Annotated in this window: 18 protein-coding genes; 14 read left to right on the top strand and 4 right to left on the bottom strand. The window is 65.1% G+C overall.

Translation table 11 applies throughout. The annotated features are described in order from the left end of the window. Positions 1-153: 153 nt before the first annotated feature. Entirely contained in the window at positions 154-900 is a 747-nt protein-coding gene (gene gpmA, locus AC1Q7Q_RS15520; RefSeq protein ID WP_416047507.1) for a 2,3-diphosphoglycerate-dependent phosphoglycerate mutase, read from the bottom strand. Positions 901-1040: 140 nt separating this feature from the next. Here gpmA and AC1Q7Q_RS15515 point away from each other — a divergent pair, with 140 nt between their 5' ends. The 5 genes from AC1Q7Q_RS15515 to AC1Q7Q_RS15495 all read left to right on the top strand — a co-directional run bounded on the left by AC1Q7Q_RS15515 (position 1041) and on the right by AC1Q7Q_RS15495 (position 4648). Further along, positions 1041-1454 (top strand): rhodanese-like domain-containing protein, encoded by a 414-nt coding sequence (locus AC1Q7Q_RS15515; protein ID WP_150989682.1) that lies wholly within the window; start codon positions 1041-1043, stop codon positions 1452-1454. A 105-nt stretch (positions 1455-1559) separates the two neighbouring features. Further along, on the top strand, positions 1560-1817 hold the full coding sequence (gene grxC, locus AC1Q7Q_RS15510; RefSeq protein ID WP_492374369.1) for a glutaredoxin 3: 258 nt from the start codon (positions 1560-1562) through the stop codon (positions 1815-1817). A 164-nt stretch (positions 1818-1981) separates the two neighbouring features. Further along, entirely contained in the window at positions 1982-2500 is a 519-nt protein-coding gene (gene secB, locus AC1Q7Q_RS15505) for a protein-export chaperone SecB (RefSeq protein WP_043343340.1), read from the top strand. A gap of 131 nt (positions 2501-2631) precedes the next feature. After that, entirely contained in the window at positions 2632-3648 is a 1017-nt protein-coding gene (locus tag AC1Q7Q_RS15500) for an NAD(P)H-dependent glycerol-3-phosphate dehydrogenase (protein ID WP_492374368.1), read from the top strand. Positions 3649-3655: 7 nt separating this feature from the next. Then, a complete protein-coding gene (locus AC1Q7Q_RS15495; RefSeq protein WP_492374367.1) occupies positions 3656-4648 on the top strand; it encodes a Bug family tripartite tricarboxylate transporter substrate binding protein in 993 nt (330 codons plus the stop codon). A 21-nt stretch (positions 4649-4669) separates the two neighbouring features. Here the strand turns inward: AC1Q7Q_RS15495 and trmL are convergent, their stop codons facing one another. Continuing rightward, positions 4670-5140 carry a tRNA (uridine(34)/cytosine(34)/5-carboxymethylaminomethyluridine(34)-2'-O)-methyltransferase TrmL gene (gene trmL, locus AC1Q7Q_RS15490; protein ID WP_492374366.1) on the bottom strand — a complete coding sequence of 157 codons (471 nt, stop codon included), beginning with the start codon at positions 5138-5140 and terminating at the stop codon, positions 4670-4672. 93 nt (positions 5141-5233) lie between these two features. Further along, a complete protein-coding gene (locus AC1Q7Q_RS15485; protein WP_492374365.1) occupies positions 5234-6016 on the bottom strand; it encodes a double zinc ribbon domain-containing protein in 783 nt (260 codons plus the stop codon). A gap of 81 nt (positions 6017-6097) precedes the next feature. Here AC1Q7Q_RS15485 and AC1Q7Q_RS15480 point away from each other — a divergent pair, with 81 nt between their 5' ends. The 8 genes from AC1Q7Q_RS15480 (at position 6098) to AC1Q7Q_RS15445 (ending at position 12919) form a co-directional block, all read left to right on the top strand. Further along, positions 6098-7111 carry a methyltransferase domain-containing protein gene (locus tag AC1Q7Q_RS15480; protein WP_492374364.1) on the top strand — a complete coding sequence of 338 codons (1014 nt, stop codon included), beginning with the start codon at positions 6098-6100 and terminating at the stop codon, positions 7109-7111. A gap of 265 nt (positions 7112-7376) precedes the next feature. Then, positions 7377-7886: a DUF2244 domain-containing protein gene (locus AC1Q7Q_RS15475; protein ID WP_253929796.1), complete on the top strand. Its 510-nt coding sequence runs from the start codon at positions 7377-7379 to the stop codon at positions 7884-7886. Positions 7887-7943: 57 nt separating this feature from the next. Further along, positions 7944-9206 (top strand): cytochrome c oxidase subunit II, encoded by a 1263-nt coding sequence (gene coxB, locus AC1Q7Q_RS15470; RefSeq protein ID WP_492374363.1) that lies wholly within the window; start codon positions 7944-7946, stop codon positions 9204-9206. A 23-nt stretch (positions 9207-9229) separates the two neighbouring features. Further along, the gene (ctaD, locus tag AC1Q7Q_RS15465; protein ID WP_150989700.1) at positions 9230-10834 is read left to right on the top strand and encodes a cytochrome c oxidase subunit I; all 1605 of its coding nucleotides are present in this window, start codon (positions 9230-9232) and stop codon (positions 10832-10834) included. 77 nt (positions 10835-10911) lie between these two features. Beyond that, a complete protein-coding gene (locus tag AC1Q7Q_RS15460; RefSeq protein ID WP_006159470.1) occupies positions 10912-11043 on the top strand; it encodes a cytochrome oxidase small assembly protein in 132 nt (43 codons plus the stop codon). 17 nt (positions 11044-11060) lie between these two features. Next, positions 11061-11675, top strand: a complete 615-nt coding sequence (locus tag AC1Q7Q_RS15455) for a cytochrome c oxidase assembly protein (protein ID WP_150989703.1) — start codon at positions 11061-11063, stop codon at positions 11673-11675. A 34-nt stretch (positions 11676-11709) separates the two neighbouring features. After that, positions 11710-11922 (top strand): DUF2970 domain-containing protein, encoded by a 213-nt coding sequence (locus AC1Q7Q_RS15450; RefSeq protein WP_035861042.1) that lies wholly within the window; start codon positions 11710-11712, stop codon positions 11920-11922. A gap of 136 nt (positions 11923-12058) precedes the next feature. Next, a complete protein-coding gene (locus AC1Q7Q_RS15445; RefSeq protein ID WP_006159467.1) occupies positions 12059-12919 on the top strand; it encodes a cytochrome c oxidase subunit 3 in 861 nt (286 codons plus the stop codon). Between the two features lie 161 nt (positions 12920-13080). Here the strand turns inward: AC1Q7Q_RS15445 and AC1Q7Q_RS15440 are convergent, their stop codons facing one another. Next, positions 13081-13290: a twin transmembrane helix small protein gene (locus AC1Q7Q_RS15440; RefSeq protein WP_492374362.1), complete on the bottom strand. Its 210-nt coding sequence runs from the start codon at positions 13288-13290 to the stop codon at positions 13081-13083. A gap of 78 nt (positions 13291-13368) precedes the next feature. On the opposite strand from AC1Q7Q_RS15440, the gene AC1Q7Q_RS15435 reads away from it, so the two are divergent. Further along, positions 13369-14130, top strand: coding sequence for an SURF1 family protein (locus tag AC1Q7Q_RS15435; protein WP_492374361.1), 762 nt, complete (start codon positions 13369-13371; stop codon positions 14128-14130). Positions 14131-14199 lie beyond the last annotated feature (69 nt).

The following is a 14199-nucleotide window of genomic DNA, read 5'->3' as shown; positions in this document are numbered from 1 at the left end:
CCTGAACGTGTGAGGATTGTGCTGTGTCGGAGCCGGCCTGGCGCATCGCACCGGCCGGATTTGTCCGACAGTATAAGAGGGAGCAGCAAAAAAGGCCTGGTCCACTGCCTGAGACGGCCGGGCGAGCCTCGCGGCGCGCGCCCGGCCTGGGCCTCAGTTTGCCTTGCCTTGGTTCGCCACGGCGGCCAGGGAGGCCGCGATCGCTTCCTGGTCGCCCAGGTAGTAATGACGCAGCGGGCGCAGGTCTGCGTCCAGCTCGTACACGAGCGGGGTGCCATTGGGGATGTTGATGCCAACGATGTCGTCATCCGAGATCTGGTCCAGGTACTTCACCAGCGCGCGGATGCTGTTGCCATGGGCGGCGATTACCACGCGCTTCCCCGCTTTGATGTCGGGGGCGATGGATTCGTTCCATAGCGGCAGCACGCGCTCGACCGTGTCCTTCAGGCATTCGGTCAGCGGAATCTGCTCGCGCGGCACTTGCGCGTAGCGCGGATCGTCGTAAGCCGCACGCGGATCGTCCGCGTCGAGCGCCGGCGGCGGGGTGTCGTAGCTGCGGCGCCATACCAGCACCTGCTCGTTGCCGAACTTGGCGGCGGTCTCGGCCTTGTTCAGGCCGGACAGCGAACCATAGTGGCGTTCGTTCAGGCGCCATTCGTTCCGGACCGGAATCCACATCAGGTCCATTTCGTCCTGCACGTGCCACAGCGTGCGGATGGCACGCTTCAACACCGAGGTGTAGGCTACATCGAAGGCCAGCCCTGCCTCGCGCAGCAGCTTGCCGCCCAGCTTGGCCTGGGCCACGCCGGTGTCGGTCAGGTCGACGTCGACCCAGCCGGTGAAGCGGTTTTCGAGATTCCACGTGGATTCGCCGTGGCGGATGAGAACGAGTTTGTACATGCTGCTTCCAAAGCGTGAGAAACCTGTGTGCGCCCTGCCACATACCGCCGCACATGTGTCAACTAGGAGACAATAGCGGGTCGCGGGCGCCAAACCGTCTATTTTATAATGCCGCCGACTCAACCCACCGGAATGCCAACGTGAATTTCTTCGCCGACTACAACAACCTTGCCTTGATCGCCCTCGCCGTCGTGTCGGGCGGCCTGCTGGCGTGGCCCGCCATCTCGCGCGGAACCTCCGGCAAGACCGTCAACCCGGCCGCCGCTACCCAGCTGATCAACAAGCGCAATGCCGTGGTTGTGGATATCCGGGAAGCCACCGAATACGCCAAGGGCCACCTGCCGCAAGCAAAGAGTGCGCCACTTTCCGACCTGGCAAGCCGTGCCGCCAGCCTTGCAAAGGACAAGTCCGTCCCCATCATCGTCGTGTGCCAGACCGGCCAGCGCTCGGGCAAGGGTCAAGCAGCCCTGAAGGAAGCCGGTTACAGTGAGATCTATTCGCTCGAAGGTGGCCTTGCCGCCTGGCAGCAAGCCGGTCTGCCCGTGGTCAAGTAAGCGGCGCAGGCAAGCGGCGCTGGGGGCACGTCCTCCGTTGCCGCCGCTGTCCCGGCTTGCGAGCACCCGACCAACCGCCGGATTCCGTTTTTCAAGGAGATGCGCATGGCCCGCGTTGTAATGTACAGCACGGTAGTTTGTCCGTATTGCCAGATGGCCGAGCGCCTTCTGAAGGCCAAGGGCGTCGAGGCGATCGAGAAGATCCTGATCGACCGCGAGCCCGGCAAGCGCGAGGAAATGATGAGCCGCACCGGTCGCCGCACCGTGCCGCAGATCTACATCGACGAGACCCATGTCGGTGGCTTCGACGACCTCTCGGCGCTCGATCGCCAGGGTGGCCTGGTGCCGCTGCTGGGCGCCTGAAGCGCAGCCTGTCTCGCCGCGGGTGAATTCGCCACCCGCGTCATGTACCATATACGTTTTCCAACCGGGTGCCGACCCGGGCCGTTCACCCTGGGCCAATCCCGCCCATGGTGCCAATGTCCCGCTCGCCTGGCCCCCAACGCCCATTTTTCCGGAAGCCTTTCATGAGCGACCAGCAGAACAATCAGCAGGAAGACCAGCCGTTCTTCAACATCCAGCGCGTGTACCTGAAGGACATGTCGCTCGAGCAGCCGAATTCGCCCGGCATCTTCCTCGAGACCGAAGCGCCGGCCGTGGAAGTGCAGGTGAACGTAGGTGCCTCGCAGCTCCAGGAAGGTATCTTCGAAGTCGTGGTGACCGGTACCGTGACCACCAAGGTGCAGGACAAGGTTGCCTTCCTGGTGGAAGCCCACCAGGCCGGCATCTTCGATATCCGCAACGTGCCGGTGGAGCAGCTCGACCCGCTGCTGGGCATTGCCTGCCCGACCATTCTCTACCCGTACCTGCGTAGCAATATCGCCGACGTGATCACCCGCGCCGGCTTCCAGGCCATTCATCTGTCGGAAATCAACTTCCAGGCCCTGTACGAACAGCGCCTGCAGGCCGCGATGGAAGAAGCGGAAACCGCGCAAGGTGGCAACAGCGGCATCGTGATGCCCGACGGCAGCCAGGCTCGTCACTGATCCTGCTGCAGGATGTCGCAAAGACGGGGCTTCGGCCCCGTTTTGTCTTTCCGGTTCGCGTCATTCGTGGCGCGCAAGGCTTAAGGCTCAGGGCTTAAGGTTTCGAGGCCGAACAAGCGAGGCAAACCGCCATGAAAATCACTGTCTTCGGTGCAGGTGCCTGGGGCACCGCGCTCGCCAGCCATGCCGCCGCGGCCCACGATGTGGTGCTGTGGGGGCGTGATGCCGCCCAGCTGGCCGCTATCGGCGCCGACCGCGTCAATGCTACCTACCTGCCCGGCGTGCCGCTGTCCGGGCGGCTCGTGGTGGAACCCGATTTCGAGCGGGCCGCGGCGCATGCCGATGTCGAACCCGATGGCCTTGTGATCGTCGCCACGCCGGTTTCGGGCCTGCGCGAAATGACGCGCAGGCTGGCCGCGAGCCAGGCCGGGGGCTTGCGCATGCTCTGGCTGTGCAAGGGCTTCGAAGCAGGCACCAATGCGTTGCCGCACCAGATGGTGCGGGAAGAACTCACCGTCGCCGGCCGTCTCGCCGACACCAGCTACGGCGTGCTGACCGGGCCTAGTTTTGCCCGGGAAGTGGCGCTGGGCCTGCCCTGCGCGCTGACCGTGGCGGGCACTTCGCCGGCGCTCTCCGAGTTCGCTCAGCAGGCATTCCATCACCATGCCATGCGCATCTACGGCAGCGACGACCTGGTCGGCGCCGAGGTGGGGGGCGCAGTCAAGAATGTGCTGGCGATTGCTACTGGCGCCAGCGATGGCCTGGGCCTGGGCCTGAACGCGCGCGCCGCGCTGGTAACGCGCGGCCTGGCCGAGATGACCCGGCTCGGCATGGCATTGGGAGGGCGCGTCGAAACCTTCATGGGCCTGGCCGGTATGGGCGACCTGATCCTGACCGCCACGGGCGACCTCTCGCGCAATCGCAAGGTTGGCCAGCAACTGGCGCAGGGCAAGACGCTGGCGCAGATTCTGGCCGAGCTTGGCCATGTTGCCGAAGGCGTGCGCTGCGCGCAGGCCGTGGCGGCGCTGGCCGCGGCCAAGGGCGTCGACATGCCGATCACGCGCGCGGTATGTGCCGTGCTCTTCGAGGGGCTGCCCGCCGCCGATGCGGTGGCGCGGCTGCTTCAGCGCGATGCACGCGATGAGTGAGCGCGCAATGGAAGATCGTCGCCGCGTCCTGAAGGCCCTTGCCGTCTGTGCCATGCCTGGCGTGGCTGGCACCGCGCTGGCTGCGCCCGCATCCGCCCAGCCCTGGCCCGTAAAGCCGATCCGCATGGTGGTGCCGTTCCCAGCCGGGTCCTCGCCCGACCTGATCGCGCGCCTGCTGACCGAGAAGCTGGCCCCAGCGCTCGGACAAGCGGTCGTGGTGGAGAACCGTCCGGGTGCCGGCGGCAATATCGGCACCGGCATGGTGGCCAGGGCCGCCCCGGACGGCTATACCTTGCTGCTCACCATCAATGGGCCGCTGGTCACCGCGCCCACCTTGTCGCGCCATCTCGGCTACGACCCTGTGCGCCAGCTCGCCCCCGTGTCGCTGGTGGCGACTTCGCCCAATGTGCTGGTGGTGGATGCCCGCCTGCCGGTGCATGACGTGCGGGAGTTCGTGGCCCTGGCCCGTTCCCGGCCGGGTGTGCTGAACTACGGGTCGGTAGGCAACGGCAGCGCTGCCCACCTGGCCATGGAGCAGCTCAAGGCGGCCGCCGGCATCGACCTGCAGCACATCCCCTATCCTGGGTTCGCGCAGATCACCACCGCCATGGTCGGCGGCCAGGTGCAGGCCGGCTTCATGGTGCCGGCCATCGCCATGCCGCTGGTGACTGCAGGCAAGCTGCGCATCATCGCGGTCACCACCAGCGGGCGCACCAGCCTGCTGCCCGCGGTGCCCACCGTGGCGGAATCCGGCTATCCCGGCTTCGAGGCGATCTCATGGCAAGCAGTGCTGGCCCCGGCGGGCACGCCCGCGCCGGTGATCGACCGGCTCTATCGTGAGCTGGTGGCCATCATCGGCAGCGAGGACGTGCGCGCCAAGATGCGCGCTCAGTATTTCGTGCCGGCCGGCACCGCGCCGCAATCGCTGCGCCAGACCATGGCGAGCGAGAAGGTGCGCTGGGACAAGGTGATCCACGTGGCGGGCGTGCAGCCGGAATAAGGAAGTGCGCCGGTGGCGGCCTCAGGCGCCGCCGGCAAAGCCATTCTGGCGCCAAGCTTCGAACACCACGACCGCGACGGTATTGGAGAGGTTGAGGCTGCGGTTGTCCGGCCGCATCGGCAGCCGGATGCGCTGCGCGGTGGGAAACCATTCGCGCCGCTCCGGCGCCAACCCGCGCGTTTCCGAGCCGAACACAAACCAGTCCCCGGGCTGGAAGCTGACTTGGCCGAAGGGCGTCGAGCCATGCGTGGTCAGCGCGAACATGCGGGTCGGGTCGGGTCGCTCGCTTTCCATCAGCGCGTCCCAGTTCTCGTGCACGCGCATGCTGGCGTACTCGTGATAGTCCAGGCCGGCTCGGCGCATGCGCGCGTCTTCCAGCGGAAAGCCGAGTGGCTTGACAAGGTGCAGGCGCGCACCGGTGTTGGCGCACAGCCGTATCACATTGCCGGTGTTTGGCGGGATCTCGGGTTCGACCAGGACGACATTGAACATGGGGGAGGGGCGGGCCAGGGGCGCCGCAGCCGTGAAACGCTGGGCAGCTTACCCTGCCGTGGGCCGGCTGTCACGCCGGGCCTGTGGGCTGCGCTACGGCGTGCGCAAGGCGACCACCAGCGTCACGCGCGCCGCGCCGTTGGCTTTCAGGACCCGCGCCGCTTCGCCCAAGGTGGCGCCGCTGGTCATCACATCGTCGACCAGGCCGACATGCCGGCCCGCAACGTCATGGCCGGACCCGAGGCCGAAGGCATCCTGCAGGTTGACCTGCCGCGCGGGCAGGTCCAGCGTGGCTTGGGCCGGCGTATCGCGCAGCCTCGCCAGCAGCGTCGGCGCGGCGCGCACGCCCAGCCGGCGTGCCAGCGGCCGGGCGATTTCCCAGGACTGGTTGAAGCCACGCTCGGCAAGGCGCTGCGCGGACAGCGGGATCGGCGCCAGCACATCGGGCAGGGCCACGCCGGATCTTCCGGACTCGGCCTGCCAGCGGCACGCCAGTTCGCCCCCAAGCCAGTCCGCCAGCGGCAGCACGCCGCCGAACTTCAAGGCCAGCACCAGGCCGTCCTGCGGGCTGGCGTAGTCGCCCAGCACCAGCGCGTCGTCGAAAGGCGGCGGCTCGTAGCGGCACTGGGCACAGAGCGAGGTTGCGCCTGGCCCGGCGGTGCGGCCTAGCGGCCGGGCGCAGCAGCGGCAACGCGGCAGCGGCGTTAGCAACTCTTGCGCGCAACCTGCGCAGACGGTTTCGTCCTGCACAGTGCCGCAAAGTGCGCAAGCCGCTGGCAGGAGCGTGCGCAGCAAGCGCCGCGCATGATGGCGCAGGGTGCCTTCGCCCGGGCGCGCCAGGCGGCACGGCACGGGGGCGACTGCCGCATGAGGCACGTCGGGGGCGCCGGCGGCAGGCCTGGCGGTGGACGCGTATACTTGCGATCCTGTTGCGGCGCCCGCTGGCGCGCGCACCGCATGCCCGACCGCCGCCTCACGCCGGCCGTCATCCTCATTCTTAGTTTCTTGCTGCCTGGTTTGACCGTGTCCCTGCATGACGCCGACTCCCCCGATGCCTATTTGCCGCCCACGCGGCTGACCCGCCTCGCCTTCGACCGGCGCAGCGCCGGATTCAGCCAACTGGACTTCCTGCTGGGCGAGATTGGCCAGCGCATGCAGGAGCGCATGCAGATGATCCGGCTGGCGCCGGCGCGCGCGCTCGATATCGGCTGCGGCCACGGGCGCGGCCTGGCCGCGCTGCGTGCCCAGTACCCGGATGCGCAGATCGCCGGGATGGATATTTCCGGCGCCATGCTGCGCGAGGCGGCCCAGCGCGATCCCCAGCGCCAGTCCGGGTGGCTTGGGCGTCTGCTTGGCAAGCGCCCGACCTTCGACCTGGTGCAGGGCGATCTTGCCACATTGCCCTTCGCCCCGGCCAGCTTCGACCTGTTGTGGTCCAACCTGGCGTTGCACTGGCACCCCGAGCCGCACCGGGTCTTCCCGGAGTGGCACCGGGTCACCCGCGACGAAGGCCTGGTCCTGTTCTCACTGTTCGGGCCGGATACGCTGGCGCAATTGCGCGCCGCCTTTGCCGAAGTGGACGGCGACACCCACACGCTGCGCTTCGTCGACATGCACGATATCGGGGACATGCTGGTGCACAGCGGCTGGTCCACGCCCGTGATGGACATGGAGACGCTGACGATCACCTATGAGTCGCCGCGGGCCTTGCTGCGTGAAGTGCAGGCCTTCGGCGGGCTGCGCCTGCCGGCTGGCGCGAGCCAGGGAGGGCTGCGCGCTCGCCGCTGGCACGCAGCACTGCTGGCCGCGCTGGAGCGCCAGCGCAATGCCGAGGGACTGATCCCGCTTACGTTCGAGATCGTCTACGGCCATGCCTGGAAGCTGGCGCCGCGCGGCAAGCAGGCTGTCGATGAGCTCGGCCACGCCGTGGTTCCGCTCGACAAGATCGGGCGCGCGCGGCAGCGCAAGTAACGTCCGCGGCGCTGCTGCACGCATCGGCGGCGCAGTCAAGCGGCCGATGGCGAGCACCGTACTGATGCACAAAAACTTGTCGCGCGCTAGCCCCTTGGTCAAGTAGCGGCCTTGTCCGAGTAGGCGAAGCGCCCTATAATGCGCCAGTTTGTCGCAGTGGTCTCCCTGGCACAATTTGCCCGAAATCGCACTTCAATGGTGCGTCCCAGGCGCAATCGTCCAGGCGTGCATCCAGCGCAGAGTAGTTGGCGATGCAAGGTTGGCGATGCAAGACTTGGGTATCGCACTCCAGACGGCGCAAGGCAAATCCGGCGGTAGTTCCGACGGATTTGGCCCGCCGGACAAAGACTGGCTGATGAAGCGGAATTGTTCGCTGTCTCCGCGCCAGGTTGGCTGGTTTTACCTCTCAATCGTCAGTGTTTCGCTCGCCATCGCTTTGTTCTTCGCGTGGCGAGGGTCATGGCTCGTGCTTCCCTTTGCCGGGCTGGAACTGCTGGGGCTGGGCATTGCCCTGCTGGTGCACGGGCGGCATGCGTCGGACTACGAGCGCGTCAGCCTCGTCGACGGCAGGCTGGTAGTGGTTTCGGTCAGTGCAGGGCAGCTGACACGGCATGAATTCAACCCGCTATGGGTGCGGGTTGAACCGGGTGAATCATTACGGGCGCTGGTGTTGCTGCGCTCGGGCAAGAGCGCTGTGCGGGTGGGGTGTTTTCTGGACCCGTACAAGCGGCGAAAGTTCGCGCAGGAGCTCGCATCGGCTTTGCGCTGCCTCTGAGAGGCAGCGGGGGCCGGCGAGTCACAGATTTGAATCTGTAAATTGGGTAGATAACAAATGAAAATGTGGAAGAAGGCATCCGCAGCGTGTCTGGTGGGGGCATCCCTGCTCACCAGCTACGCAGCCCTGGCAGTGGAAGACATGCCAGGTGGCCCCGCCGTGCGACAGCTCAATCTGACCGAGCCGGTCACCAAGATCGCCGAGCAGATTCACTGGCTGAACTGGATGATGCTGATCATGTGCACCGTGATCTTCATCGGCGTGTTCGGGGTGATGTTCTACTCCGTATTCAAGCACCGCAAGTCCAAGGGCGCGAAGTCGGCTTCCTTCCACGAAAGCATCACCGTCGAGGTGATCTGGACCATCATCCCCTTCCTGATCGTCATCGGCATGGCCCTGCCTGCCACCAAGACGGTCGTGGCGATGAAGGACACCACCAACGCCGACATCACCATCAAGGCCACCGGCTACCAGTGGAAGTGGGGCTACGACTACCTGAAGGGCGACGGCGAAGGCATCTCCTTCGTGTCCACCCTGACCACCCCGCGCGAACAGATCAACAACGAGGCCCCCAAGTCGAACACCTACCTGATGGAGGTGGACAACGAGATGGTGGTGCCCGTGAACAAGAAGGTCCGCATGGTGCTGACGGCCAATGACGTCATCCATGCCTGGATGATCCCGGCCTTCGGCGTCAAGCAGGATGCCATTCCCGGCTTCGTGCGCGACACCTGGTTCAAGGCCGAGAAGGTTGGCGTGTACCGTGGCCAGTGCGCCGAGTTGTGCGGCAAGGAACACGCCTTCATGCCGATCGTCGTGCGCGTCGTCTCCGACGCCGACTACGCCAAGTGGGTCGACGGCAAGAAGAAGGAGCTCGCCGCCAAGGCGGACGATCCCAACAAGACCTGGACCCTGGACGAGCTCAAGGCCCGTGGCGAGAAGGTCTACACCGCCAACTGCGCGGTCTGCCACCAGCCTAACGGCAAGGGCGGCGGCGCCTTCCCGGCTCTCGACGGCTCCAAGATCGTCAACGGCCCGGACGCAGGCCAGATGCATATCCTGCTGGAAGGCAAGGGTGCCATGCCGGTGTGGAAGCACCTCTCCGATACCGAGCTCGCTGCCGTCATGACCTACACCCGCAACAACTGGGGTAACAAGACGGGTGAAGTGATTCAACCGAGCGATTTCGTGAATGCGCGTGCCGGCAAGTTCCGCGAAGGCGGCGGCGCACCTGGCGCGAGCGGCGACGCCGCGCCCAAGACGGAAGACAAGCCCGCTGCCAAGCAGGCCAGCGCCGCGGGCGACCGCGCCGCAGGTTGAACAGGATTTCAGGAGTTTTCGCGATGAGTACTGCTACCCCGGACGCGCTCGCCCACCCGCACGACCACGCGCATGACGATCACCACGATCAACCGCATGGCTGGCGCCGTTGGCTGTTTGCCACCAACCACAAGGACATCGGTACGCTGTACCTGCTGTTCTCGTTCACCATGCTGCTGTCTGGCGGCGCGCTGGCACTGCTGATCCGTCTCGAACTGTTCGAGCCGGGCCTGCAGTTCTTCCGCCCGGAACTGTTCAACCAGTTCACCACCATGCACGGCCTGATCATGGTGTTCGGCGCGATCATGCCGGCCTTCGTCGGCTTTGCCAACTGGATGATCCCGCTGCAGATCGGCGCATCGGACATGGCGTTCGCGCGGATGAACAACTTCAGCTTCTGGCTGATGCCCCCGGCAGCGCTGCTGCTGGTGCTGTCGTTCTTCGCACCGGGCGGCGCCACCGCCGCCGGCTGGACCCTGTACGCGCCGCTGTCGGTGCAGATGGGCCCCGGCATGGACATGGCGATTTTCGCCATGCACATCATGGGCGCGTCGTCGATCATGGGCTCGATCAACATCATCGTCACGGTGCTCAATATGCGCGCACCCGGCATGACGCTGATGAAGATGCCGATGTTCTGCTGGACCTGGCTGATCACCGCCTACCTGCTGATCGCCGTGATGCCGGTGCTGGCTGGCGCCATCACCATGGTGCTGACCGACCGTCACTTCGGCACGAGCTTCTTCTCGGCTGCCGGCGGCGGCGACCCGGTGATGTACCAGCACATCTTCTGGTTCTTCGGCCACCCCGAGGTCTACATCATGATCTTGCCGGCGTTCGGGATCGTCTCGCACGTCGTGCCGACCTTCGCCCGCAAGCGCCTGTTCGGCTATAGCTCGATGGTCTACGCGACCGCTTCGATCGCCATCCTGTCGTTCATCGTGTGGGCTCACCACATGTTCACGACCGGCATGCCCGTGACCGGCCAGTTGTTCTTCATGTACGCCACCATGCTGATCGCGGTGCCGACGGCTGTGAAGATCTTCAACTGGATCGCCACCATGTGGCGTGGCTCGATGACCTTCGAGACCCCGATGCTGTTCGCGATCGGCTTCATCTTCGTGTTCACCATCGGTGGCTTCACCGGCCTGATGCCGGCGGTGGCCCCGATCGACATCCAGTTGCAGGACACCTACTTCATCGTTGCCCACTTCCACTACGTGCTGGTGGCGGGCTCGCTGTTCGCGATGTTCTCGGGCTTCTACTACTGGGGTCCGAAGTGGAGCGGTTTCATGTACAACGAAACCCGCGGCCAGATCCACTTCTGGGGCTCGATGATTTTCTTCAACATCACCTTCTTCCCGATGCACTTCCTGGGCCTGGCCGGCATGCCGCGTCGCTATGCCGACTACCCGACCCAGTTCGCGGATTTCAACGCGATTGCATCGATTGGCGCACTGGGCTTCGGCCTGATGCAGGTGTATTTCTTCTTCTTCGTGGTGCTGCCGTCCTACCGTGGCGGCAAGGCAGCCGGGGACAAGCCTTGGGATGGCGCCGAGGGCCTGGAATGGACCGTGCCGTCGCCGGCCCCGTTCCACACCTTTGAAGTGCCGCCGCAAGTCAAGTAAGCCGCAGTCAGGCAAGCCGCAATAAGCACGGAAGGATGGGCACTGCCCGTCCTTCCGCGCCACGCAAGCAAGGTGTTATGCAGGATCCAAACAAAAGTCCATCGCAGGCAGACCGCAAGGCCTCCAATCGTCGTCTCGGCCTGATCCTTTTCTCGATCGTGATGGTTTTCTTTTTGGGTTTCTTCGCCAAGATGATCTTTCTTGGCTGAAGCTGCAGGGTATTGAGATGAGCGCGAACCAGCAGTCAAGCAATGCCACCGACAAGAAGTTCAACCGCGGGATGATGCTGCGGCTGTTGGTGGTGGTGGCGTTGATGTTCTCGTTTGGCTATGCGCTGGTGCCGCTGTACAAGAAGATCTGCGAGATCACCGGCTTGAACGTGGTGACCACGCGGGACCTGTACGGTGGCCAGGTCAAGAACACGCAGGTGGACAAAACCCGCACGATCACGGTCGAGTTCGACTCCAATGCGCGCGGGCCCTTTGCCTTCCGTCCGGTCAAGAGCAGCATGGAAGTGCACCCGGGCGAGATGACCACCATCGTCTACGAAGTGGCGAACGGCCAGGCACGCGATATCTCGGCGCAGGCCATCCCGAGCTACCTGCCCAAGCTGGCCACGCAGTATTTCAAGAAGATCGAGTGCTTCTGCTTCAAGGAACAGACGCTCAAGGCGAAGGAAGCACGCGAGATGCCGGTTGTGTTCGTGATCGATCCGGACCTGCCGAAAGACGTGAAGAACATTACGCTGTCCTATACCTTCTTCGAGATCGGGACGCCGGTGGCGCAAGCGCCGCAAGGTCCCCTCGACGCGCAGCCAGCAGGCGCGGGCAAGGGCATTTGAGTTTGCAGGCGAGGCAAGTTGCAGGGGAAAAGCCGTGGATGAGATGAAGGACGCGGTCAAGCGCAAGCTGTCATTTGCGCAGACGCTGCGCGCGGTGTTCTGGTCGTTTATCGGCCTGCGCAAGGGCAGCGAGCATGAGCGCGACATGGCACAGCTCAACCCGGTCCATGTGATCATTGCCGGCCTGATCGGGGTAGCCATCCTGATCGCGGTGCTGATCACGGTCGTGCGTGTGGTGGTAGGGTGAGGCCACGCAGCGCAAGGCACGGGGCAGGGCAGGAGTAAGTAAAAAGAGCAGGGCAAAAGCATGCCGCCGGCCCCGTCAGGGCTGGATGTGCGGATAACGATTACTGAATCAGAGACTCTGAGCTGGAGAAAAAAGAATGAGTGCGAACCGCGCAAACGCTCCGTACTACTTCGTACCGGGCCCCTCGCGCCATCCGATCACGGCTAGCTTCGGCTTGCTGCTGACGGCTGGGGGTGCTGCTGGCTGGGTAAACGGGCAGACCTGGGGGCCTTACCTGTGCGGCCTGGGCCTGCTGTGGTTCCTGTTCGTGCTCAAGAGCTGGTTCGGCGAGGCGATCAACGAATCCGAGACGGGCAAGTACGGCAAGAACATCGACCTGTCCTTCCGCTGGTCGATGGGCTGGTTCATCTTCTCCGAGGTGATGTTCTTCGCGGCGTTCTTCGGCGCGCTGTTCTACGCCCGCAACATTGCCATGCCGTGGCTCGGCGACCTGAACAACAAGATCCTGTGGCCCGACTTCGCCGCCGTATGGCCGAACCTCGGACCGGCCGGTGTCGTGGAGAGCTTCCAGACCATGGGCCCGTGGCCGATCCCCACGATCAACACCGCCTTGCTGCTGATGTCCGGCGTGACGCTGACCTGGGCGCACCATGCGCTGCTGGCCAACAAGCGCAGCCAGCTGATCCAGGGCCTGGTGCTGACCATCCTGCTGGGCGCGGTCTTCATGTGCTTCCAGGTGTACGAATACCACCACGCGTATTCGGAGCTGAACCTCAAGCTGACCTCGGGCATCTACGGTTCCACCTTCTTCCTGCTCACCGGCTTCCACGGTTTCCACGTGACGCTCGGCGCGATCATGCTGACGGTGGTGCTGGTGCGGGTGCTCAAGGGCCAGTTGACGCCCGACCATCACTTTGCATTCGAAGGCGCTGCCTGGTACTGGCACTTCGTCGACGTGGTGTGGCTGTTCCTCTACATCGTGGTGTACTGGCTGTAAGACACCCGATTGCAGTGCCCGCCGCCCACGCCGGCGGCATCGCGGGGGAGGTTCTCCTCCTTCGCGAGGAACAACAAAAAACAAGCGCCGCAGGGGAAGTAGCCAGCCTGCGGCGCTTGTTTTTTGTGGTTTGAACCTGGCGTAGCCGGGCCGTGCCGGCTTCAGGGCGCCATGCGGATGCCCGTGCTCTGTATCCATCCCATCCAGTGCGAGAACAGGATGAAGACGAACAGGGCCACCGAGAAGCCGACCCGGAACATCAGCGAGCGCATCATGTTTGGCGTCCTGCCGCGGTCGCGCATCATGAAGAACAGGGCGCAGGCCAGGCTACCGATGATGAGGAAGAACGCGATGAGGATGACGATGCGCATGGAGGGCCCGCAAGCGCGGGGTCTGCTAGGGATAGAGTGCCATTATCGCATCGGCGCGCGTGGCAACGCCCTCGGGAAATGCCAGGGAGGCCGCACGTGAAGCTGTGGCGCGCACTGAGCCCGCTGCCCACCATCGCCGCGCTGGTGGTGATCGCGCTCACCTGTGCCTTGGGCAACTGGCAGCTGAATCGGGCCCATGAAAAAGTGGCGCGGGCCGCGCGCCTTGAGGCGCTGGCTGCCCAGCCGCCGCTGGAGATCGGGCGCAGCCTGGTGGATGGCGCGCTGGCGGAGCGGCGTGTGCACGTGCGCGGGCGCTTCGATGCAGCGCATACGGTTTTGCTGGACAATCGCCCCCACGGCAACGGCACCGATAGCCGTGCCGGATTCATGGTGCTGACGCCGCTGCGGGTTGCCGGGGGCGATGCGGCCGCGCCGGCCGTGCTGGTGCTGCGCGGCTGGCTGCCTCGCGACGCGCAGGATCGTACCCATATCGCGCCGTTCCCGACGCCGCAAGGCGAGGTGGAGCTGGACGGCACCGCGCTGGCGACCGTGCCCAGGGTCTTCAGCCTGGGCCAGGGCGCGAATGCCGAGGCCGGCCAGAAGATCCGCCAGAATGTCGATCTCGCCGCTTATGCAGCGGAGCTTGGCGTGCCCCTGCAACCCTTTGTGCTGGAACAGCGCAACGACAGCGGCGACGGGCTGGCGCGCGACTGGGCGCCAGCGGACATCGGCGCGGATCGCCACTATGGTTATGCCTTCCAGTGGTTCGGGCTGGCGGCGCTGACCCTGGTGCTACTGGTGGCGTTGAGCTGGCGGCGCGCGGCCCGCATGACGGCTTGAGCATTCACGCGGGTGGCACCCGTATCACCCACGAACCACAGCGGCGCGTTGCGGTCAGATGAGCGCAAC

It is taken from the genome of Cupriavidus sp. GW823-FHT07A04, assembly GCF_058794615.1.
The sequence above is the reverse complement of the archived record's forward strand: the minus strand, read 5'-3'. Positions and strand labels throughout refer to the sequence as shown.